Source organism: Hyphomicrobium sp. MC8b, from assembly GCF_905067615.1.
Taxonomy (GTDB): Bacteria; Pseudomonadota; Alphaproteobacteria; order Rhizobiales; family Hyphomicrobiaceae; genus Hyphomicrobium_B.
Map to the genome: position 1 here is coordinate 1085380 of NZ_LR898465.1, position 20855 is coordinate 1106234.

Annotated in this window: 21 protein-coding genes; 13 read left to right on the plus strand and 8 right to left on the minus strand. The window is 59.5% G+C overall.

The window, feature by feature from the left end:
• Positions 1–118 precede the first annotated feature (118 nt).
• From ACLB1Z_RS05235 to ACLB1Z_RS05270, 8 genes are all read left to right on the plus strand, one after another.
• Positions 119–1966, plus strand: a complete 1848-nt coding sequence (locus ACLB1Z_RS05235; RefSeq protein ID WP_409562360.1) for a M3 family oligoendopeptidase — start codon at positions 119–121, stop codon at positions 1964–1966.
• Positions 1967–2160: 194 nt separating this feature from the next.
• Entirely contained in the window at positions 2161–4074 is a 1914-nt protein-coding gene (locus ACLB1Z_RS05240; RefSeq protein WP_409562361.1) for a potassium transporter Kup, read from the plus strand.
• A 176-nt stretch (positions 4075–4250) separates the two neighbouring features.
• Positions 4251–4394, plus strand: coding sequence for an aa3-type cytochrome c oxidase subunit IV (locus ACLB1Z_RS05245; protein WP_013946414.1), 144 nt, complete (start codon positions 4251–4253; stop codon positions 4392–4394).
• A gap of 109 nt (positions 4395–4503) precedes the next feature.
• Positions 4504–5643 carry a Re/Si-specific NAD(P)(+) transhydrogenase subunit alpha gene (locus tag ACLB1Z_RS05250; RefSeq protein WP_409562362.1) on the plus strand — a complete coding sequence of 380 codons (1140 nt, stop codon included), beginning with the start codon at positions 4504–4506 and terminating at the stop codon, positions 5641–5643.
• An 11-nt stretch (positions 5644–5654) separates the two neighbouring features.
• Positions 5655–6056, plus strand: coding sequence for a proton-translocating transhydrogenase family protein (locus ACLB1Z_RS05255; protein WP_409562363.1), 402 nt, complete (start codon positions 5655–5657; stop codon positions 6054–6056).
• Between the two features lie 65 nt (positions 6057–6121).
• Positions 6122–7546 carry an NAD(P)(+) transhydrogenase (Re/Si-specific) subunit beta gene (locus tag ACLB1Z_RS05260; protein ID WP_409562364.1) on the plus strand — a complete coding sequence of 475 codons (1425 nt, stop codon included), beginning with the start codon at positions 6122–6124 and terminating at the stop codon, positions 7544–7546.
• Between the two features lie 157 nt (positions 7547–7703).
• Positions 7704–9092: a YiiX/YebB-like N1pC/P60 family cysteine hydrolase gene (locus tag ACLB1Z_RS05265; RefSeq protein WP_409562365.1), complete on the plus strand. Its 1389-nt coding sequence runs from the start codon at positions 7704–7706 to the stop codon at positions 9090–9092.
• Positions 9093–9104: 12 nt separating this feature from the next.
• Positions 9105–9932: an alpha/beta hydrolase gene (locus ACLB1Z_RS05270; protein ID WP_409562366.1), complete on the plus strand. Its 828-nt coding sequence runs from the start codon at positions 9105–9107 to the stop codon at positions 9930–9932.
• 78 nt (positions 9933–10010) lie between these two features.
• Here the strand turns inward: ACLB1Z_RS05270 and rpsU are convergent, their stop codons facing one another.
• Positions 10011–10364: a 30S ribosomal protein S21 gene (gene rpsU / locus ACLB1Z_RS05275; RefSeq protein WP_409562367.1), complete on the minus strand. Its 354-nt coding sequence runs from the start codon at positions 10362–10364 to the stop codon at positions 10011–10013.
• Positions 10365–10663: 299 nt separating this feature from the next.
• On the opposite strand from rpsU, the gene ACLB1Z_RS05280 reads away from it, so the two are divergent.
• A complete protein-coding gene (locus tag ACLB1Z_RS05280; RefSeq protein WP_409562368.1) occupies positions 10664–11227 on the plus strand; it encodes a nuclear transport factor 2 family protein in 564 nt (187 codons plus the stop codon).
• Positions 11228–11235: 8 nt separating this feature from the next.
• Here ACLB1Z_RS05280 and ACLB1Z_RS05285 read toward each other — a convergent pair whose 3' ends face one another.
• Together ACLB1Z_RS05285 and ACLB1Z_RS05290 are read right to left on the minus strand one after the other, a co-directional pair.
• Entirely contained in the window at positions 11236–12558 is a 1323-nt protein-coding gene (locus ACLB1Z_RS05285) for a glycoside hydrolase family 3 N-terminal domain-containing protein (RefSeq protein WP_409562369.1), read from the minus strand.
• A 94-nt stretch (positions 12559–12652) separates the two neighbouring features.
• A complete protein-coding gene (locus tag ACLB1Z_RS05290; RefSeq protein WP_409562370.1) occupies positions 12653–13513 on the minus strand; it encodes a transporter substrate-binding domain-containing protein in 861 nt (286 codons plus the stop codon).
• A gap of 384 nt (positions 13514–13897) precedes the next feature.
• Between ACLB1Z_RS05290 and ACLB1Z_RS05295 the strand changes: the two genes are divergently transcribed.
• Complete coding sequence (locus ACLB1Z_RS05295; protein WP_409562371.1) at positions 13898–15184, plus strand: glycosyltransferase; 1287 nt, start codon at positions 13898–13900, stop codon at positions 15182–15184.
• A 13-nt stretch (positions 15185–15197) separates the two neighbouring features.
• Here the strand turns inward: ACLB1Z_RS05295 and ACLB1Z_RS05300 are convergent, their stop codons facing one another.
• Positions 15198–15560, minus strand: coding sequence for a DUF3175 domain-containing protein (locus ACLB1Z_RS05300; protein WP_409562372.1), 363 nt, complete (start codon positions 15558–15560; stop codon positions 15198–15200).
• Positions 15561–15711: 151 nt separating this feature from the next.
• Here ACLB1Z_RS05300 and ACLB1Z_RS05305 point away from each other — a divergent pair, with 151 nt between their 5' ends.
• On the plus strand, positions 15712–16968 hold the full coding sequence (locus ACLB1Z_RS05305; RefSeq protein ID WP_409562373.1) for a class I SAM-dependent methyltransferase: 1257 nt from the start codon (positions 15712–15714) through the stop codon (positions 16966–16968).
• Between the two features lie 15 nt (positions 16969–16983).
• On the opposite strand, the gene ACLB1Z_RS05310 is transcribed toward ACLB1Z_RS05305, so the two are convergent.
• Both ACLB1Z_RS05310 and ACLB1Z_RS05315 read right to left on the minus strand, forming a co-directional pair.
• A complete protein-coding gene (locus ACLB1Z_RS05310; RefSeq protein ID WP_409562374.1) occupies positions 16984–17727 on the minus strand; it encodes a lysophospholipid acyltransferase family protein in 744 nt (247 codons plus the stop codon).
• A gap of 159 nt (positions 17728–17886) precedes the next feature.
• Positions 17887–18030 (minus strand): hypothetical protein, encoded by a 144-nt coding sequence (locus ACLB1Z_RS05315; protein ID WP_013946426.1) that lies wholly within the window; start codon positions 18028–18030, stop codon positions 17887–17889.
• A 391-nt stretch (positions 18031–18421) separates the two neighbouring features.
• Here ACLB1Z_RS05315 and ACLB1Z_RS05320 point away from each other — a divergent pair, with 391 nt between their 5' ends.
• Positions 18422–18607 (plus strand): hypothetical protein, encoded by a 186-nt coding sequence (locus ACLB1Z_RS05320; protein WP_409562375.1) that lies wholly within the window; start codon positions 18422–18424, stop codon positions 18605–18607.
• A 36-nt stretch (positions 18608–18643) separates the two neighbouring features.
• On the opposite strand, the gene ACLB1Z_RS05325 is transcribed toward ACLB1Z_RS05320, so the two are convergent.
• On the minus strand, positions 18644–18871 hold the full coding sequence (locus ACLB1Z_RS05325) for a hypothetical protein (RefSeq protein WP_013946428.1): 228 nt from the start codon (positions 18869–18871) through the stop codon (positions 18644–18646).
• A 394-nt stretch (positions 18872–19265) separates the two neighbouring features.
• On the opposite strand from ACLB1Z_RS05325, the gene ACLB1Z_RS05330 reads away from it, so the two are divergent.
• Entirely contained in the window at positions 19266–19517 is a 252-nt protein-coding gene (locus ACLB1Z_RS05330) for a hypothetical protein (protein WP_013946429.1), read from the plus strand.
• Positions 19518–19541: 24 nt separating this feature from the next.
• Here the strand turns inward: ACLB1Z_RS05330 and ACLB1Z_RS05335 are convergent, their stop codons facing one another.
• Positions 19542–20825, minus strand: coding sequence for a diguanylate cyclase (locus ACLB1Z_RS05335; RefSeq protein ID WP_409562376.1), 1284 nt, complete (start codon positions 20823–20825; stop codon positions 19542–19544).
• Positions 20826–20855 lie beyond the last annotated feature (30 nt).

The window sequence follows — 20855 nt, forward strand, 5'->3', positions numbered from 1 at the left end:
ACTCTCGCGAAAGTTTTTTTCAGCCGGTCCCGACCCTACATCTGTCCAGATCGTCAAATTTCATCTTTTCCGAGGCTGTGCTAAGCCACGGCTCGCATTCTTAACTATAGAGGTTCTCATGCGCAGGTGGCCGTTGTCCGACATCACTCTCGCTCCACAAGCCGCGACCAAGTTGGCGGAAGACAAGGACGCATTGGGCAACATGCCGCAATGGGATCTGAGTGATCTCTATTCCGGCCCCAACGATCCGGCCATTCAGCGCGATCTCAAAGAAGCGGCCGCTGAGGCGACGCGCATCAAGGCGACGTATCAAGGGCGCTTAGCGGAACTCGCCAAGGACGGCGACAAGCTGATCCATCCGGTCAAGGATTACGAGAAGCTGTCCGATCTAGCGGGCAAGCTCGGATCGTTTTCCGGGCTCTACTATGTTCTCAATCAGACGGACCCGGCGCGTGCGAAATTCAATGCCGACGTCTCGGAAGCGCTGACGAAGCTCTACACCGATCTCATCTTTTTCGAACTCGAACTCAATCAGATCGACGACGCCGTGCTTGAGTCGGCGCTGAAGCACGAAAGCCTCAAGCGCTATAAGCCGTGGTTCGATGATCTGCGGAAGGAAAAGCCGCATCAGCTCGACGAACGCATCGAGACGCTTTTCACCGAAAAATCGCAGACGAGCCGCGGCGCGTGGAACCGGCTGTTCGACGAGACAATGTCGGCGCTGCGATTTGAGGTCGATGGCGAGAAGGAAGTGCTTTCGCTTGAACCGACGCTCAACCTGCTGTCGGACGCTGACGAGAAGAAGCGCGAGGCAGGATCAAAAGCGCTCAGCAAAGTTTTTCAAGCGAATCTGCCGCTGTTTTCGCGGATCACGAATACGCTTGCGAAAGACAAAGAGATCTCCGATCGCTGGCACAATTTCAAAGACGTTTCAGACAGCCGCAACCTTGCGAACCGTGTCGAAGGCCCGGTTGTCGACGCGCTCGTGTCGAGTGTCCGCGCGGCCTATCCGTTGCTGTCGCATCGCTATTACGCAATGAAAGCCAAATGGCTCGGCAAGAAGACGCTGGCGTCTTGGGACCGCAACGCGCCGCTTCCCGACAAACCGGAACGCACGATCACGTGGTCGGAAGCCGAGCAGATCGTTCTTCGGGCCTATAATGGCTTTGCACCCGAGATGGCGACGATCGCCAAGCAGTTCTTCGATAAGAACTGGATCGATGCGCCGGTGAAGCCCGGCAAGGCGCCAGGCGCGTTCTCGGCGTCGACGGTGCCGTCGGTGCACCCTTACGTCATGATGAATTATCTCGGTAAGCCGCGCGATGTCATGACGCTCGCGCATGAGCTTGGCCATGGCGTCCATCAATGGCTGGCGCGCGATCAGGGTCCGCTGCTGGCGCCGACGCCGTTGACGCTCGCCGAGACGGCATCCGTGTTCGGGGAGATGCTGACGTTCCGCGCGCTCATCGCTGAGACCAAGGATGCGCGCGAAAAGAAAGCGATGCTCGCGGCCAAGGTCGAGGACATGATCAATACGGTCGTGCGCCAGATCGCATTCTATACTTTTGAGCGAAAGGTTCACGAAGCGCGCCGCGAGGGCGAACTGACGGCCGAGCAGATCAATGGCTTCTGGATGGAGGTACAGGCGGAAAGCCTGGGGCCGGCGATCGATCTGAAACCCGGCTACGAGGTCTTCTGGACCTATATCCCGCACTTCATTCATTCGCCGTTCTACGTCTACGCCTACGCGTTCGGCGACTGTCTGGTAAACTCGCTTTACGGCCTTTACGCCGAAGCCCACCCCGGGTTCGTGGCGAAATACTTCGATCTGTTGAAAGCCGGCGGGTCGAAGCACCATTCGGAGCTGCTGGCGCCGTTTGGGCTCGATGCGCGCGATCCTCAGTTCTGGAATAAGGGACTTAAGGTCATCGAGGGGATGATCGACGAACTGGAAACCATGTCTTGAGCCTGCTCTAGAAAGCGTTCATAAAACCGACTGTTCGGCGGTGCAGCGAATCCTGCGAAGGTGTGCTGCCGAACGGTCCGCTGGAAAGGCAACTCGGGGGTGGCGAATTTAACGCTTTCCATTGGCTCGACGTGAGGGTAGAAGCCCGCCACTTTGCTGCGATGCAGCCCAATTCGACAGGTCGAGGTGCCTGAATGGCACAAGCGCCCGCCTCTTCTCAGGCTGCCGATTATGGCGTCGGAGAGGGGCATGACAGTAAGAACTTCTGGGCATTGGCACTGGGCTCGGTAGGTGTCGTCTTTGGCGACATCGGTACGAGTCCGCTTTATGCTTTCAAGGAGGCTATCACAGCTGCTTCGCACCGCGGACTAACCGCCGCGGAGGCGGCGGTCGGCGTGCTGTCGCTTATCTTCTGGAGCATGACGCTCGTCGTCACGGTGAAGTACGTGCTCCTTTTGCTCCGCGCCGATAACAAGGGCGAGGGCGGTATGTTCGCGCTGATGGCGCTGGGCCAGACCGTCGCCCGTCGCAGCGCGCCGCTGCTCGGCGCGCTCGGCATCGCCGGCGCTTCGTTCTTTTATGGCGATGCGGTTATTACGCCGGCGATTTCGGTGTTGTCGGCGGTCGAGGGCCTGCAACTCATCGCGCCGCAATTCGAGCGCGCCGTCATTCCGGTCGCCGTCATTGTTCTCGCCGGTCTTTTCTGGATGCAGTCGCGTGGCACGGACCGGGTCGCGCGATTTTTCGGTCCGGTCATGTGCGTCTGGTTTGCCGTTCTGGCGCTGGGCGGTCTCGTCCACATCGCCGACAATCTGCACGTCCTTCGTGCCCTCAATCCGATTGAGGGCATTTCGTTTGTCTACCACCACGGATTTCTGGGCCTGACAGTGATGGGCCTCGTCTTTCTGGCATGTACCGGCGCCGAAGCGCTTTACGCCGACCTTGGCCATTTCGGCCGGAAGCCTATCTCTGTCGCCTGGGTCTACTTTGTCATGCCGGCGCTGGTGCTCAATTATTTCGGCCAGGGCGCGTTGGTCATGAACGACGCCAATGCGATCGAGAACCCGTTCTACAAGCTTTATCCCGACTTCATGCTTGTGCCGATGCTGGTCCTGTCGACGTTCGCGACCGTGATCGCAAGCCAGGCAGTGATAACGGGCGCCTTTTCGCTGACCCGTCAGGCTATCCAGCTCGGCCTCGTGCCGCGCTTCGAGATCCGGCATACGTCGGAGAGCATGGCCGGACAGATCTATATGCCGAGGGTCAACTGGATCCTTTTCGTAGCCGTTCTTGTCGCGACTTTTGCCTTCAGGACGTCGTCCAATCTGGCGGCGGCCTACGGTGTATCGGTGACGGCAGCGATGGTCATCGATTCGTTGATGGCGTTCTTCGTCATTTGGAAATGCTGGAAGTGGCCGCTGTGGCGCGTTGCGCTCATCATCATTCCGCTGCTCTTGATCGAGCAGGCGTTCTTCTCGGCCAATATCCTGAAGCTGCTCGAAGGCGGCTGGGTGCCGCTCGCCATCGCCTGCATGCTGGCGATCATCATGTTCACCTGGGTGCGCGGCACGCGCGTTTTGGCAAAAGTCACGAAGCGCAACGAGGCCGACCTCGATTGGCTCGTGCGCAAGCTCGAAGCGAAGCCGCCGCATCGCGTTTCGGGAACGGCCGTGTTTCTGACCGGCGATCCCTATGCGGCGCCGACGTCGATGATGCATAACCTGAAGCACAATCGCGTCATGCATGAGCGCAACATTCTGCTCTCAATCCGAACGGAAGAGACGCCGCGCGTAGCCCGTCATGAGCGGCTGACGATCGAGCGCGTTTCCGATCATTTCATCCGGATCATTGCGCGCTACGGCTTCATGGAAACGCCGAGTGTGCCGAAGATTCTCGAACATGCGCGCCGGAAGGACTGCAACATCGACATTGGCTCGACGTCGTTCTTTCTGTCGCGGCGTTCGCTGCGCATGACAGCGAAGTCTGAGATGCCGCGCTGGCAGGAACGCCTGTTCATTATGCTGGCAGGAAGCGCGGAAGACGCGACGACTTACTTCCAGATTCCGACCGACCGAGTCGTCGAGGTCGGTACGCAGGTTGCGGTGTAGCGAGGCTTGCTCGCTTCTACAACCTAGGCTCGATGCCGTACGGTGGGTGCGCGGCACCTGCTGATTTTCTGGCGCAAACTGAGCTAAAGGCCAGACTGCGACACCTTGAAGCTCGCCACATCTTGAGATACCTAACCCCATACAGATTTTAAAACACGCCACTGGGGAGTGAAACTTTGGATATCGATACCTCGAAGGGTAGCCCGGCAATGGACTACGCAGCGCATCTTGAAACCTACCGCGATTTCGTGCGCTTCCTAAAGATTGGCGTCATCACAGTGGCCGTCATTCTCGTCCTCATGAAGATCTTTCTGGTCTGATCCCCGGCTCACCTACGCCAATTAGGTGACGTCATGGGGCAGGCCGGTAATGGACTGCCCCTTTGCTTTTTCCGGTTCTGCCCCTGCCGCCCATCGATTGGACCGAGACATGGTTACGATAGCTGTCACCAGTGAGCCGGCCGACGAGCCGCGCGTTGCCGTTTCGCCTGACACGGTCAAGAAATTCACCGGCCTCGGCGCGCTCGTTCGTATCGAGCAGGGCGCAGGACTTCGATCGCGCTTCTCCGACGACGCTTATCGCGCCGCCGGCGCGGAGATCGTCAGCAAAGCCGATGCGCTTTCCGGCGCTGATATTCTGCTGAAGGTTCGCCGTCCATCTGTCGATGATGTCAAAGCACTGAAGCCCGGTGCGATCGTTGCCGGCATGGTCGATCCTTACGGCGAGCGCGACGGTCTCGACGCGTTGGCGGGGACCGGCGCAACCGTCTTCTCGATGGAATTCATGCCGCGCACGACGCGCGCGCAGTCAATGGACGTGCTGTCGAGCCAGGCGAACCTTGCGGGCTACAAGGCCGTCGTCGATGGCGCTTCGATGTTCGGTCAGGCGCTCCCGATGATGATGACGCCCGCCGGTACAGTTCCGGCGGCAAAGGCGTTCATTATGGGCGTCGGCGTTGCGGGCTTGCAGGCCATTGCGACGGCGCGGCGGCTCGGTGCGCAGGTGACAGCAACAGACGTTCGGCCAGCGACAAAAGAGCAGGTGCAGTCGCTCGGTGCGAAGTTCATCGCCGTCGAAGATGATGAGTTCAAGCAAGCGCAGACGGCTGCCGGTTATGCCAAGCCGATGAGCGCGGAATATCAGGCGAAGCAGGCCGAACTCGTCGCCAACCACATCAAATCGCAAGACCTCGTCATCACGACGGCGCTCATTCCCGGCCGTCCGGCGCCGAAGCTTATTTCGCGCGCCATGATCGAGAGCATGAAGCCCGGCTCGATCATCGTCGACCTCGCGGCCGAGCGCGGCGGCAACACCGAGATGACGGAGCCCGGCAAAACGATCGAGACGCCGAATGGCGTCAAGATTTTCGGGCCGCTCAATCTTGCAGGCACTATCGCCGTCAACGCTTCAAGTCTCTACGCCCGCAATCTCTTGGCTTTCCTCGAAACGATGATCGACAAAAAGGAAAAGACGCTGGCGGTGAATTGGGACGACGAACTGATCAAGGGAACGCTGATCGCCAAAGACGGGGAGATCGTGCATCCCAATTTTGCGACGAAGACGGCATGAGGAGCCTTGCCATGCGCTTGATCCAAACTCTGCTCGCCGCTCTTGCGGTCACGGCATTAACGGCATCGTCGGCTTTCGCGGCCGAGGGGCATGGCGTCAGCCCGTCTGTATACGAGCTGATGGTGTTCGTGATTGCCGTTTTTGTCGGCTACTACGTCGTCTGGTCGGTGACACCGGCTTTGCACACGCCGCTCATGAGCGTCACTAACGCGATCTCGTCCGTGATCGTGGTCGGCGCGCTGCTCGCTGTCGGTGTTTCGCTGACGGGTTCGGACAGCGGCATCGCTCGCGTGTTCGGGTTCCTCGCATTGACGATGGCGTCGATCAACATCTTCGGCGGCTTCCTCGTCACCAACCGGATGCTCGCCATGTACAAGAAAAAAGAAACGCCTCCACCGAAGAAAGAGAGCTGACGCTCGCGTCGCTCGTCGCATGAGAACCGTCGCAGGAATCCGATAACAGGCCCGGGAACGCACCTATGTCCGCAAACGTCGCCGCTCTGCTTTATCTCGCCGCCGGCGTTCTCTTCATCCTGGCGCTTAGAGGCCTGTCGAGCCCCGCGACATCGCGAAAGGGCAACCTCTACGGTATGATCGGTATGACGATCGCGATCCTTACGACGCTTGGGCTCGCTGAGCCGACGGCGACGTCGTGGATCCTGATCGTGCTCGGCATCGGCATCGGCGGTTTCATTGGCGCCAAGACGGCGCGCGAAATTCCGATGACGATGATGCCGGAACTCGTCGCGGCGTTTCACTCGCTCGTCGGTCTCGCCGCGGTGTTCGTTGCGGCCAGCGCGCTTTACGCGCCATCCGCGTTCGGCATTCTCGTTGATCCGGCGGCACCCGATCTCGGGATCAAGGCCGGCAGCCTGCTCGAGATGTCGCTCGGTGTTGCGATCGGTGCGATTACGTTCACCGGTTCGGTCATTGCGTTTGCGAAGCTGTCGGGGCGGATGTCGGGCAAGCCCATCATGTTGCCGTCGCGGCATCTGATCAACGCAGGCCTTGGCATTCTGCTGATCCTGATGATCTACGCGTTCATCGTTTCGGGCGGGTCGGCGTGGCTATTCTGGCTGATCGTGGCGCTCTCGCTGTTGATTGGCGTCCTGATCATCATCCCGATCGGCGGCGCCGACATGCCAGTGGTCGTCTCGATGCTGAACTCGTATTCGGGTTGGGCCGCCGCGGGCATCGGCTTCACGCTCGGCAACGTCGCGTTGATCATCACCGGCGCGCTCGTCGGCTCATCGGGCGCCATCCTGTCGTACATCATGTGCAAGGCGATGAACCGCCAGTTCCTGTCGGTGATTGCGGGCGGCTTCGGCGGCGAGACTGCGGCGGCGGGGGCTGCCGGCGGCGGCGAGCAAAAACCTGTCAAGCTCGGCTCGGCGGAAGATGCCGCCTACGTTCTCAAAAATGCGTCGAAGGTCATCATCGTGCCGGGCTACGGCATGGCGGTCGCCCAGGCGCAGCATGCGTTGCGCGAGATGGCGGACGTCCTGAAGAAGGCCGGCGTCGAGGTCAAATACGCCATTCACCCGGTTGCAGGACGTATGCCGGGTCACATGAACGTGCTGCTCGCTGAGGCTAACGTGCCCTACGACGAAGTTTTCGAACTCGAAGACATCAACAGCGAGTTCGCACAGGCTGACGCCGTGTACGTCATCGGTGCCAACGACGTCGTCAATCCGGCGGCCGAGGAAGACAAGACGTCGCCGATCTACGGCATGCCGGTTCTTCAGGTCTGGAAGGCCGGAACGGTGTTTTTTAACAAGCGCTCACTGGCGTCGGGCTATGCCGGTATCGACAACCCTGTCTTCTATCGCGACAACACCGTGATGTTGTTAGGCGATGCCAAGAAAATGACGGAAGAGATCGTTAAAGCCCTGGCTGCGGACTAGGCTGGGGCGGGCCCAAGGGTCGGTGCGAGCCGACTGGCCGTAGATCGTCGGCCAATGGGGCGGATCGGCAACAGGAGGTCGCCGATTGCGGTGGCTCGGGTCAGAACCGGGCCGGTCTGCTATAACTTGCAGCCAAGGGTGAGTTTGAGGGTTTTCCGTGTTGGCTCCTGTCGCGTCGGCGTCTTTCGAAAACGATATCCAGCACATCGAGATTCTCGCGGCGACGCCGGTAACGAATTCGGCGCTGCTCGCCCGCAACCTGCAATTCATCTATGAGCGGGCATCGAGGGCGCGATTTGCCGATTACGACGTGGTGGGCATCGCGCGGCAGGCGCCGCAGTTGATGTACCGGCTGTTTGATTTGCGTGTTGGGCTTCGCGATCACCTGGCGCATTACGAGATGCTCGGCCTGATGACGCCTGAGGTGACGCAAGGCTTCCGAGACGTATTCCGGGTGCTCCGATACGTGTCGGACATGCTTGGTGAGATCACGACAGGGCATCCGCGCACAAACGAGAACGGATATCTGCTGCGCGGCTTCACCGGCGCTGACAACAACACGCTCGTGAACTACGACTTCTACCGCAGCGGCGCGGCCCACCATTTTCGCTCGGGCGACGTCGTGCTGGTGCGAGGCACGGCGCACAACAGCGCCGCCATCGCCCGGATCGGTGACGTCGATAGCCAGTTCAGCCATATCGGCATCGTCTACATCGATCCTCAGGGCGACCACTGGATGGTCGAGAGCCTGATCGAAGACGGCGCTACCATCACCCCGCTCGCGAAGGCGCTCGACCATAACATCGTGCGCGCTGTGCTCTATCGTCATCGTGATGCCGATCTCGGAGCGCGCGCGGCTAAATACATTTTCGATTACGTGGCGGCGTCGCACGCGAAAGGCGGCAAGCGCATCCTTTACGATTTCTCGATGCGCACTGACGATACGCGGAACTTGTTTTGTTCGAAGCTGGTCCGGCTCGCCTATGAGCAGGGCAGCTTTGGGACTTTCAGGCTGCCGACCTATCCGACGCACATCGCCCGCAAGAACAAGGATTTTCTGGACCGCGTCGGTGTCGCGACCGACCTGACGTTTGCGCCTGCCGACATCGACATGGAATCGGGTTTCGATCTTGTCGCCGAATGGCAGGACTATCGCGATACGGCCGGCATTCGCCTGCAAGACTTCACGATGGACAAGCTTTTCGAGTGGATGGATAGATACAACTATCGCTTCGAAGAGACGACGGCGGTCAAGCTCGTTTCTCTTTTAGGCCGCTTTTCGTCACACTTCTCGGAAGGGGCTAAGGAAGTTCTGTCGTCGGTCTTTCCCCGCGTCCCGATCAATATGCCGCGCAAGACCGTTGCCGTGGTTGCGATGCTGCACAAAACGGCCGAGCCGATCTATCGGGAACTCATGAAGCTCAATCAGGATTGCGTTGCGGAGACGGGTGTCCCGCTTCATGGTTTAGACGTGATGGCAGCGCTCGAAAGCATTCGTGAACGAGAAGGTGACAGGATCGGGTATCTGGTTCGTCATCGTGACTGACCCAAGGCGGGCGTGCTTTTGGTTCTCAAATACATTCTGATCACTCTCGTTCTCCTTTACGTCGTCGTGGCGGGGGCGATGTATGTGGCGCAGCGGCGGTTCCTGTATTTCCCCGATCCCGTGCGCACGGCGCCCGCGGCTGCGGGGCTCGTGGGCGTGTCTGAGCTCGTCATTCCGACACCTGATGGCGAGAAGCTGATTGCCTGGTACCGCAAGGCGCGGCCAGGTCAGCCGACGCTGCTTTATCTTCACGGCAATGGCGGCTCGCTGGCGTTCCGCGCTGAGACGATGCGGAAATATATCGAGCACGGACGCGGCATGCTCATGCTGGCGTACCGGGGCTTCAGCGGTTCCACGGGGTCGCCGACGGAAACGGCCAACGTGGCGGATGCGAAACTCGCTTACGAGACGCTGATCCGCGACGGCGTGGAATCTCGCGACATCATTCTGTATGGCGAATCGCTCGGCTCGGGGGTGGCGATACAGGTGGCGAAGGATGAGAAGGTCGAGGGGCTTATTCTCGATGCGCCCTACACGTCCATTCTCGAATTGGCGTCGGCGGAGTTTCCGTGGCTACCGGTCGGGCTGCTGCTGAAGGATCGATACGAATCGATCAAATACATCCATGACGTCCACGTGCCGATTTTTATTATGCACGGGGATGCCGATGAGGTCGTGCCGGTCGAGATGGCCCGCCGGTTGTTCGCTGCCGCCAATGAGCCGAAGGAGATCAAGATCATTCACGGCGGAGGGCATGTCATCCATGACGGACCCACCTTCGCGTTCGTGAATGGCTGGATCGACAGACTGCGCGCGGGAAAGTTGCTGGCGCGTGACTAAACGGACCGGCTTTCAGCAATACAAAAAGGCCCGCTGACATCGCGAGCCTTGATTGTGTCGTCGCTTTGCGGCGATGGCTTAGAAGCTGCTGCCGGTGCCGCCGCTGCTGGCTCCGCCAGCGCTGCCGCCGTTCTGGCCGCCGCGGAAACCGCCGCCTGCACCGCCCTGGCCGCCACGGCCGGGACCACCCTTGCCACCGGCGCCACGCGCCGTTGCAGGCTTGCTCGGCAGGAGACCTTCGCGCTGCAGCTTCTTGCGGGCGAGCTTGCGAGCGCGGCGCACCGCCTCGGCTTTCTCGCGGGCTCTCTTTTCAGAAGGCTTTTCAAAATGACCGCGGAGCTTCATCTCGCGGAAAACGCCCTCGCGCTGCAATTTTTTCTTAAGCGCCTTGAGAGCCTGATCAACATTGTTGTCGCGAACGAGAACCTGCAAGCAGTTGTATCCTCTGAAGAATTCTGTCTCTTGAATGCGCAAAACCACCGACTCCGGAGGTTTGGCCGCCGGTGTCCGCGCGTGTTCTGGGCCGCCTTGTATCAAAGACGATGAAGATTGGCAATCGGCAGGACGGGAAATCCGTCAGGGCACCGCTAGGCCCAACGATACGCCGAATGGGCCTTTTCGGCCGCGGAATTTCGCCTTTTCGGTTAAGGCGGCAACCGAAATTTCACGCACAGCGGGAATCATAACATCAAGAGAGGATTGGGACAGCCTCGTCCGCGAAAGGATCGCCTATGACAGGATCCTGGAATGCCCGGCCATTGCTCCGAGCGATCGGTCTTCTGATGATCGCCAGTGCCGGAGGAGCCTACAGCCCGGCCAAGGCTGCGAATGGCCAAACAGACGGGCCGGGGTGCGCCAAGCTTTCCGAGGTCCAGATGGTTCAATTGCTCAATGGCTGGCGCGCAGCGTTCGTGAGCGGGAGCGCGGAACAGCTTTCGACCCTTTATGCTGATGATGCAACGCTGGTCGCGACCAAGGACGGCAAGGTCTACAAGGGTCGCGACGCGATCCGGACCTACTATCAGGATTTCTTTTCCCGGCATCCCCGGCTGTCGATCCGCCCGGCATCGCTCGTCGCCGGATGCGGTTCGGCGACCGTCAGCGGTCCTGTGATCTATCGCATCACCGGCGAGCGCAAAGGGACGCGGATGTTGCTTGGCGGGCGGTACAAGACCGAATTCGAACGGGTCGGCGAGAAGTGGGAAATCGTTCGCCATTCGCTCGCGGCCGATCCGAGGACCATCGGCGAGCCGTTCGAGAAGACGCCGACCAAGCCTCCTGCATCGGATCTTTGAGGCGCGTCTTACTGCTGAGCCTGAACGGGAGCGGACGGCGGCAGGTCGCGATCGTCGACGAAGACGTAGCGCTTCAGCCGCTCGCGCGTCTCGTTTTCGCGCGCGATTGAGATTTCGCCCTTCTGGTCGGCTTCGATCAACGCGGACATCAGGATGTCGTAGCTCTTGTCGACGCTGCACAGCAGGATCAGATCGACCCCTGCATCGAGCGCTTTGACGGCCGCGCCGCCCAAGCCGTCGCGCGATTTCGTGACCGCGCCCATGCTGAAGTCGTCGGTGATGAGGAGGCCGTCGTTTTCGAAGCGCGGGCGCACGACCTTGTTGATGACGATATCGGAGAAGGACGCCGGCGTCGTGCTGTCAATGCTGTCGAGCCGGACGTGGCCAAGCATAGTCGCAACGCCGGGCTCCGTCATTACGCGGCGGAACGGCACCCAATCGGTCAGTTCAAGCTGGCTCGAACCGGCGCTGATGTCTGCCGACGTTACGTGTGTGTCGCGCGTCACGCGACCCAAGCCGGGGAAATGCTTCAGCGTGCAGATGATGTTGAATTTCGTCAGCGTATCGCAGTACCAGCCCGCGACTTTGGCGACGAGGTAGGGATCGTCGTCAATGGCGCGCCAATAGATGCGGGTTTCGCCGTCGTTGCGATTTGGCTTGCCAAGCCGCAGATCGACGACGGGGCCAAAGTTCATCGTGATGCCGAGGCGTTCCAGTTCGCGCGCTTGCGTTTCGGCATATTGGCGGACGGCTTTTTCGCGATCGCTGTCGGTCTTGAGCTTGGCAATGATCATACCGAGCGTAGGCTGCCACTTGAGCGGGGGCGAGAGCCGCGACACGTATCCGCCTTCCTGGTCGGCGGCGACGATGAGGCGGGGCAAGCCTTGCTGCCGGCGGATCATCTGCAGGTCGTCGATGTCTTTGGCGACGTCTTGGATTTTTCGGCCGCGGACGTTGTGATCGGTGATGAAGATGCCGGCGATGGCCTTTTTCTCGACGAGCGGCTTGACCTGAGAAAAGCTATCGAAGCCGACGACGATGCGTCCGCCGAGGCGTTCGAGCCGTTGCGGATCGGATGACAGGATTTCGTCGCGCGTCAGAAGTTTTTGCGGCCGTTGCGGCAAGGCCGGCTGCGCGGGCTCGGCTTTTACTGCGAGCTTGGCACGTCTGGTTTTGTTGCGGGCATGATAACGCGGCGAGTGGCGCTTATGATATTTGCGCGAGCCAGATTTATGATAGCCGGAGCGCGCATCGGACGAGTTGCCGCCCGGCACGATCAGTGCGACTGACAGGACGGCGAGCAGCAAGGCGCGGATCACAGTTTGAATCATAGCTCGTCAAATTAACTTGCGGATCGTGCCGTTGCGTGCCGATGCCGCATTAAGCTTGTTTTTTTATGGCCGTGCAGTGCACGCCAGCCTCGTTTCAGTAAATTCTGACCGGAAAGTAGCGCTGAACGAGTTCTTCGAAACGTCCCGAAGCGCGAACGCGCTCCAGTGCTTTGTTCAGCAGGAGCCTAATCTGCGGATCGTTCTTGGGGACGGCTATGGCCATGCCGTCTCCAAAGAACTTGGGCTCTAGGAAAGCACCGCCGCGCATTTCGCAGCACTGGCGCGATAGCGTGCCGTTAAGCCAGAAAGCCAGCGAGATGCCGTCGTCGAACAGGAAGTCGGCCTTGCCGGCAGCCAGCGCCTCTCGCGCCAAGTCGGGATTTTCGTAAATGACGAGTGGGCTGTCGTGGAAGAACGCTCGGAGGAACGCTTCGTGCGGGGTGCCGCGGGCGACAGCAATGCGTTTGCCTTCGAGCTTGCCGGGTGTCATCCCCACGCGCGGCTCGTCCTTGCGGGCGGCGAAGCGACCCGGCGTGTGGAAGTAGCGATCGGTGAAATCGACCTGCTTCAGCGCCGCTGCCGTCACCTTGTGTCCGGCGATGACGGCATCGGCCTCGCCCTTCAAAAGGTCGGGGATCAACTCGTCCCAAGGGCGAACCTTGATATCGCAGGAAGTGTTGAGTTCGAGGCAGATGGCGCGGGCGAGATCGACGTTGAAGCCGACGAGCACGCCGTCTTCGTCGTAGAAATCGAATGGCGGATAGTCGTTGTCAGTCAGAAAGCGGATGACGACACGACGGGGCGGGGCGGCATCCTTGGACGCGCCGACGTTGGCAACGGCAGGGTCTGATCCTGATGCGTCCTGGGCTGCGACCGGTGCTGCAAGGCTGAGCGCCGCGAAAAAAGCCACGGCCATCGCCAGAAGTGCATCTCGGCTCAGTCGTTGCGCTTTCATTTCAAAAGAACTCCGGGTTCTCGTGTCCGCGATCGACGCCCATTCTTGGCTTTTAATTTTACGCATCTTGAGCATATAGTTTGTCACTGGCTGGGCGGCGTGACCGTCGGAGGGGCCAGTCAGGTGCATGCCATGCTGGGGACTCGGCCCAAAACGCCGACCACGCGGACATTCCGCGTGCCGCCACGTGTAACGCGCGGTCGTCCACCGCCGTCTGGACGCGTGTTCGCTCAGCCCCCCTTTCAACGCGATATTGGGCAACTGGACCGTGCGGTCAACGATTTGCGACGGCGGGCACCGGACTTTTCCGCCGCTTCTCCGCTGCTTTTGTGGCAGCGGGTGCTTTTGTTCGTCACGCTAGCGGGTTTGACGGCCGGGCTTTTCTTGCTTGACGACTTTGGTCTCGTACTCTGGTCGCTGACCATTGCGGTGCCGTTTCTGATGATTTCGGTGTTGCGGTTGGCGGCGCTCTGGCGGGTCGTGAGCGGCCATCAAGAAGCGGTCGACCCGCGATGGCTTGACCGTCGGTACGATAACCGGCTGCCGACATTTTCGGTCCTGGTTCCGCTCTATCGCGAGGTTGCTGTCGTGCCGGCGCTTGTCCGCGCGATGGGTCGGCTCGACTATCCAAGCGACAGGCTCGAAATTCTTTTCATCACCGAAGTAGATGATGCAGTGACACGGCGTGCGCTTTTGCACGCCGGGCTCGGCGCCAACATGCGTGTGGTGACGGTTCCGCGCGGTCAACCCAAGACAAAGCCTAGAGCGCTCAATTATGCGCTGCAGGAAGCGCGCGGCACGCTGGTGGCGGTGTTCGACGCCGAGGACCGTCCCGATCCTGACCAACTTCGTCTGGCGGCAGTGGCGTTCGTTCGCGGCGGTCCGAGACTCGCATGCGTGCAGGCGCGGCTTGTAGTGTTCAATCCGGACGACTCTTTTCTCAGCCGCCAATTTACGCTCGAATACGCGGCGCTCTTCGGAGGGGTGTTACCGGCGCTCGATCATTTGCGATTGCCTATTCCGCTCGGCGGGACGTCGAACCATTTTCGCCGCGACGTGCTTTTGAAATGCGGCGGCTGGGATCCGTTCAATGTCACCGAGGATGCCGACCTCGGAATCCGGTTGTCACGTCTTGGCTACGAGGTTTCGATCATCGATTCCGAAACCATGGAGGAGGCACCGGTTACGTGGCGCGTCTGGCGCGGTCAGCGCACGCGCTGGATCAAGGGATGGATGCAGACCTACCTCGTGCACATGCGACGCCCGCTACGGCTTTGGCGCGATCTCGGAGCCTGGAGGTTCTTTGGTTTTCAGGTGACCATCTCGGCCATGCTGATCTCGATGCTCGCGCATCCATGGTTCTATGTGCTGGTTGGGACGGAGGCCGTGCTCAGAGGTCGCGTCCTGCCGGAGAACGAATTTCTCTTCTGGCTCTTTGGAGCCAATCTGATCGTGGGATATGGTTCAGCGGCGCTGCTGATTTTAGTGACGTCGGTTTCAGCGGGCATATCGGGACGCGTGTTCTCCGTCGTTTTGCTGCCGATCTATTGGCTCGCGATTTCACTCGCGGCCTATAGCGCGATCCTCGATCTCGTCAGGAGACCTTTCTTCTGGGAGAAGACGACCCACGGCGTGCGCCGACAGGCTCGCATGGCGAGACAAAGGGCATGATTGGCGACGGCCGCTATGCAGATCGTCCGAACGCCTTCCGCAATTCGACCTTGGCGCGATCGAGCGTCTGGCGTCGGCGGGAGGTGAGATTCTTTCCGGCGCGATTGATGTAAAACGTCAGCATCGACATGGCCGATTGATAAGGCGTGCCCTTCCGACGTTTGCTTCTTTCTGCCGATCGCTTCAGCGATTTGGCGATCTCTGACGGGTCGCGCCCCTCGAAGAGATGGGCCTTGAGATCGAGGGCATCGCTCGTCTTCGTCACTTGCGCAGACCAGCGATGCGTCGAGTGCGGGGATTTGTGCGCATTTTTCGTCGTCTTCGCTGAATGCGTTTTACGCTTCGTAACCGAAGCAATTTGATTTTTTGGCGCCATGTCTTCCTCGCTGCTTGAGTATTTTGACGCATGAAAGAACGATGATGAAAAACCGACGCAAATCTGTTAAGTTCCTGGTGCCGACGGGAATTTGGCCGGAACCAAATTTCTTTCGTTGTGTTGAGTATCAGATATATTCGACGGCCTGCCCATGAAACGCCTGCTCCAATCGTTTCTGAAACAGTGCATCAAGACCGGAAGCCTCACGGTCGTCATGCCCAACGGTGATAGGCTCTCATCGGGGGACGGGACCGGGGTCCCTCTCGTCGTCACCCTCAAAGACAACAAAGCGGCGCGTGAACTTTTCTTCCATCCGCAGATGGCGCTGGGAGAACTTTTTACCGACGGCAGGCTGACCGTATCTGGGGGCACCGTTTACGATCTCCTGGAACTGCTAGGGCACAATCTTCACAGCCTGACTCCGCCGCAGTTCGGTTGGCTGCAGCACACGCTGCGCAATCTGCTGGAGCCATTTCACCGCGCGAATTCCGAGGGCAAGTCGCGCGATAATGTCCACCATCATTACGATATCGACGATCGCATTTATGAGCTCTTTCTCGATTCCGATCGCCAGTATTCATGCGCCTATTTCGAAACGCCAGACCAGGACCTGGAAACCGCTCAGCTTGCGAAGAAGCGGCACATCGTGTCGAAGCTTCTCGTCAAGCAGGGCGCGAAGGTTCTCGATATCGGCAGCGGCTGGGGCGGCATGGCGCTCTATCTGGCGGGTATTGCCGGCGCCGAGGTGACCGGCGTTACGCTTTCGCCGGAACAGCTCAAAGTTTCGAAGCGCCGCGCCAGCGAGAGGGGTCTTGCGAAACGCATTGATTTTCGGCTGCAGGATTACAGGGCGCTGACGGAGACGTTCGACCGGATCGTTTCAGTCGGGATGTTCGAGCATGTCGGTCTCAAGGACTATGAGACTTACTTCAACACGGTTCGGCGGTGCCTCAAGGACGACGGCATTATGCTCTTGCATTCGATCGGTCGGCTCGACGGGCGCAGCGCGATGAACCCGTGGTTCGAGAAGTATATTTTCCCAGGCAGTTACGTTCCGTCTCTCGCGGAAGTGTTCCCGGCCATCGAGAAGGCTGGCCTGATCGTTACCGATGTTGAGGTCTTGCGCCTGCATTACGCCGATACGCTGCTGGCGTGGCGGAAGCGCTTCATGGTACGGCGCGCTGAAGCCGCCGCACTGCTCGGTGAGCGCTTCTGTCGAATGTGGGAATTTTATCTGGCCGCGGGTGAGGCTGGTTTTCGATACGGCGGCTTGATGGTCTTCCAAATCCAGCTTGCCAAAAAAATCGACAGCGTGCCGCGGACACGCGATTACATCTCGGCTGAAGAGGATCGCCTGCGCAAGCGGGAGAAGCAGGCCAATGCGGATCACACGGTCGCGGCAGAATAGCCGCGTCTTCCGCTCTTAAAGAAACAGGCGCGGCGTTCCGCTCTGCTTGTTGCCGGTGAGGGGCTGGCGGTCGGTTGCCTTCGCCAATTCGTAGGCGCGCGCTGTAACTGCGTTCAGCGAAGCCTCGACCGCAAGGCGGGCTTTCTCCAGCGCTTCGTCGTCCGCATCGGGGGAGACGAAAATTGGTTCGCCCGCAACCCAAGCTAACCGCGACAAAGGCAAGTTCACCGTCATCTTGCTCCAGGTATTGAGCACTAGGAAGTGAGACGTCGCTGCTGCAACCGGGATGATTGGACGGCCAGAGAGCCGTGCGAGCGTCACGATGCCCTCGCCAGCGGTCCGTGGGCGTCTTGGCGGAACATCGGCGGTCATGGCGACGATGGAGCCGCTTTCGAGGGCCTTCACTGCCGCGCGAAGAGCGTAGGCGCCGCCGCGATCACGCTTGCGGCCTGCCGCGCCAGCGCCCCGGATCGCCGAGATTCCGAAGCGGGCCAGAACCTGAGCGACGAGCTCGGCGTCGCCGTGGCGGGCGACCATGGCTTCGACCCGATATTCACGGGTGTTCAGATCCGGCAGCATCATGAATTGCCCGTGCCACATGGCCATGATGAACGGCACCTGGGCGCGAAGGCGATCAAAGAAATCGGCCGGCTCATAAACCGTGGACGATGTCCGCCTGACGGTCCGAATAAGGCCGGCGACGAAGCGGCTGGACGCACTGATGGCGAAGCGATTTGTTTTGGAAGGCTGACGAACCATTATCTTGTCGCGTGCGTCGTCGTTCCGAAATGTTGAATAGTGGGACGGGATTGTCCGCTTGAACGAAAGTTAGCTCAAGTATGGCAAGAGGCAATTGCATCGCAATACTTAGCAACGGGTGATTAGTAGGAGACGTTTATGCCGTGGTCGGTGGGTCTGCTAGATCAGCATTTCAATTCCATAAGTGATGATGAGGGCAGAGGTCATTGCAACCACGATGCAGATCAGGGAAATGAGGACGTAATAGCCGTCCGATGCGTGATCGTCCTCGCAGAGAGGAATTTTTCCGGCCTGCTTTTGCATACAGAAATCCAACGGATAAACGGCTTTCCAAATTTGAAGCGGGCGGCATAGGGCTCTTTGCGAGCCCATACAAGCTGCGGCAGCAGAAATTCTGGGCGACGTTTTCGCGTGGAGCCTGCGGCGCTTCGTCCGAGGACGGTTTTCCGGCTCCGCGTGGGGCAGACAAGCAAGCCGTGGCAGCAACCGCTTTCAGGCCCCGATAGGGCAGCGCTGACGTGCCGGACGCCGTTTGAGGTAAAGGCCGAATGGCATCGATATCATAGGCAACTGTGGCGCGATTGAAGCGCGGATGACAGCGGCGTTCATGATGAATTCATCGGCAGAGGCAGAAAAAGGAGGTCATGCTGCAGCGCAGCTAAAATGCTCGTGCAAGGACGTTACGAGGGTGGCAATGGACAAATATCGCGTCGTCGTCTGGTGTGAATCCTGTCGCGGAGACGACGAAGGCTGTTTCGGGGGATCGTCGGAGATTATCGGCGCCCAATTCGAAACCTGGGAAGAGGCTGAAAAGGCCGGCGCCCATTATTGTTTCGACCTGCCGTACCGCTACCGCGTCGAGCAGGCCGATATGCACTAAAATTTCAGTTGAAACGGCGGTTTAGAGCGGGCGGCGTCACGCAAGGCGCATAAGTTCCCGCTCCTGGCCGAGAGCCTCTTTGAGCGTCTTCTGGGCCATCTGCATTTTTCGCAGCATGTCCTCATAATCGACGGACGAATCGAGAGCTTCCGCGAGCAGGTAGTCCGCCTGCTCGACCTTGGCCTCAAGGTGGGCGATCCGTGACCGGGCATCGAAGAGCTCTACCGGCTGATTATTACTGACTGCGATGCTTTCAACGGTCATGAGCATTATCCTAACTTATATTCTGAGCGAAACGCGTCAGCCGATGCCTTGGTTCCCCCGGCCTTCGTGAGCTGTTCGTCGCTGATGGATGCGGAAAACCGAGCGTTTAAAACCGATCGGCCATTTCCGCTGGCGCTCGGTTGCTGGGCGCGCATCGGAGCGCAAAGGCATTGCACAAGGCAACCGCCAATCGCGCGGACGGTGAACGGCATTTTAATCATCCGGTAACCGATTTTAACCCCTGGCGCCTGTCTGGGGTCTTTTCGCCGCGCTTTCGAGAGCGCACATTCATAACGCGGCCATTGCGCGATCGGTCACGGGGATCCGGTCGGATTCGGACGGCCTGCAGACTGTTGAGGGACTGACGGAGGCGAGACGAAGCGAGGAAAGAGCCATGGCCCTCTATTCTGGCGGCGACCGTAACGACGACTCTCAATTCGGTATTGGCATGCGCGATGGTGATGGCGTGCTCGATGCCTTGATCATTCTTCTGCTGGTCGGATTTTCGTTTGCGCTTTGGTTCGTGTGCGGAGCGCTGCGTCCGATGCTGGACGATACCAATCCGAGCTTGATGGCCCATCCTGCACCGATGTCGGGGCCTTACATCGCGGGCTCGGTGCAGCCTCAAGACTTGTCGGGAAGATAGTGCGGATTTTTTCCTGACTGGGTCTTAGATGCGGCGGGTTAAGCGCGCCTTGCGTTGGGAGTGATGGTGTGCAGCTTCCGCCACAGCGCCGTAGACGTTCGCCCGCTCGGCTTCCGAGCCTTCCAGATCAATCGGAACAATGCTGTCCTTCTGCTGCCGGATGTCCTCGCGGCTTGAAAAGAGAATGACGCGATTGCGTCCGGACCGTTTGGCGACATAGAGAGCGGCGTCGGCCTGAATGATTAAGTCGTTCAACATCGTTTGGTCGCCGACCTTGGATATTCCGACGCTGACCGAGCTGCCAAACAGCTGAGCGTCGGAAAAAAAGCGCTTCTCGGCGAATTTCTTGCGGATGCGCTCGGCCACGAGCAGGGCCGCCTTCAGTGTCGCGTCGGGAAGTAGAATGGCGAATTCCTCACCACCGAGGCGCGCAGCGAGATCGCCCTCGCGGACGGTGTCCCTCAGAATTTCAGCAAACGTCTGCAGCACGGTATCGCCGATCTGATGGCCATAAACATCGTTGACTTGCTTGAAGTGATCGACGTCAAAAACGACGACCACGATGCCCGTCGGCGCACGAAATGCGGCGGCGCGATCAAAGAACGCGCGCCGATTGTAGAGGCCGGTCAGGGAATCCGTTTCGGCCTCGCGCTTGTGGCGCCGTGTCAGACGAATTTGATTGAGACCGAGGGAGAGCGCGCCGATCGCGGCCGTATCGGCGAGGCAAATGATGAGGTTCAGATTTTCGGCCCAGTCGTCGGGCGGGCGGTTCATGATCCATTCGCCCTGCTGTGCCAGAGCAAAGGCACAGAGGCCGAATGACAGGCCGCCTACAACATAAAGGGTTGCGAGTGTCGTGAGCAGGAGCGGAGATTCGTGGCGGCAGCGCCAATATTCGATCCCCGTTTGGCATAAGATCAGCATCGCCGCGAGATTGAACACGATGTAGCAAAGGCCGTCATAACCACTAACCATCATGGATGTGGTGAGAACGCTGGCGATCAGCGCGCTGGCAATCATCAGTTTGGCGGGAAGCAATCCGGTGCGGAATTGGTAGGCAGCTCCGAGAAAGAACACCAATCCGATTTGAAGCGCAGAAAAAGCTACGATGCCGACCGAAGGCGAATAGTGCGCGACAAAATTGCTGTAGGCCAGAATGCTGACGACGAGGCTCGTGGAGCCGAGCGTCCACGTCATCAGGGTGCGGTCAGACTGCGAGACCAGCCAGCTCACAAAGAACGTCAGCGCCACCCCTGCGCTGCAGAAGCTCAGAGCGATCAGCAATGAATTGTAATCGAGCAGAATCATACCCGGACAATACCGACAAATCCTTTGCCG

Bases quoted from the DNA above. Each gene is read 5' to 3' on its own strand.
- ACLB1Z_RS05285 (WP_409562369.1), bottom strand. From the start codon at position 12,558: ATGATTCAAACTGTGATCCGCGCCTTGCTGCTCGCCGTCCTGTCAGTC.
- ACLB1Z_RS05280 (WP_409562368.1), top strand. From the start codon at position 10,664: ATGACAGGATCCTGGAATGCCCGGCCATTGCTCCGAGCGATCGGTCTT.
- ACLB1Z_RS05255 (WP_409562363.1), top strand. From the start codon at position 5,655: ATGCGCTTGATCCAAACTCTGCTCGCCGCTCTTGCGGTCACGGCATTA.
- ACLB1Z_RS05235 (WP_409562360.1), top strand. From the start codon at position 119: ATGCGCAGGTGGCCGTTGTCCGACATCACTCTCGCTCCACAAGCCGCG.
- ACLB1Z_RS05335 (WP_409562376.1), bottom strand. From the start codon at position 20,825: ATGATTCTGCTCGATTACAATTCATTGCTGATCGCTCTGAGCTTCTGC.
- ACLB1Z_RS05250 (WP_409562362.1), top strand. From the start codon at position 4,504: ATGGTTACGATAGCTGTCACCAGTGAGCCGGCCGACGAGCCGCGCGTT.
- ACLB1Z_RS05330 (WP_013946429.1), top strand. From the start codon at position 19,266: ATGGCCCTCTATTCTGGCGGCGACCGTAACGACGACTCTCAATTCGGT.
- ACLB1Z_RS05300 (WP_409562372.1), bottom strand. From the start codon at position 15,560: ATGGCGCCAAAAAATCAAATTGCTTCGGTTACGAAGCGTAAAACGCAT.
- ACLB1Z_RS05325 (WP_013946428.1), bottom strand. From the start codon at position 18,871: ATGACCGTTGAAAGCATCGCAGTCAGTAATAATCAGCCGGTAGAGCTC.
- ACLB1Z_RS05310 (WP_409562374.1), bottom strand. From the start codon at position 17,727: ATGGTTCGTCAGCCTTCCAAAACAAATCGCTTCGCCATCAGTGCGTCC.
- ACLB1Z_RS05260 (WP_409562364.1), top strand. From the start codon at position 6,122: ATGTCCGCAAACGTCGCCGCTCTGCTTTATCTCGCCGCCGGCGTTCTC.
- ACLB1Z_RS05305 (WP_409562373.1), top strand. From the start codon at position 15,712: ATGAAACGCCTGCTCCAATCGTTTCTGAAACAGTGCATCAAGACCGGA.
- ACLB1Z_RS05240 (WP_409562361.1), top strand. From the start codon at position 2,161: ATGGCACAAGCGCCCGCCTCTTCTCAGGCTGCCGATTATGGCGTCGGA.
- ACLB1Z_RS05315 (WP_013946426.1), bottom strand. From the start codon at position 18,030: ATGCAAAAGCAGGCCGGAAAAATTCCTCTCTGCGAGGACGATCACGCA.
- ACLB1Z_RS05290 (WP_409562370.1), bottom strand. From the start codon at position 13,513: ATGAAAGCGCAACGACTGAGCCGAGATGCACTTCTGGCGATGGCCGTG.
- ACLB1Z_RS05320 (WP_409562375.1), top strand. From the start codon at position 18,422: ATGGACAAATATCGCGTCGTCGTCTGGTGTGAATCCTGTCGCGGAGAC.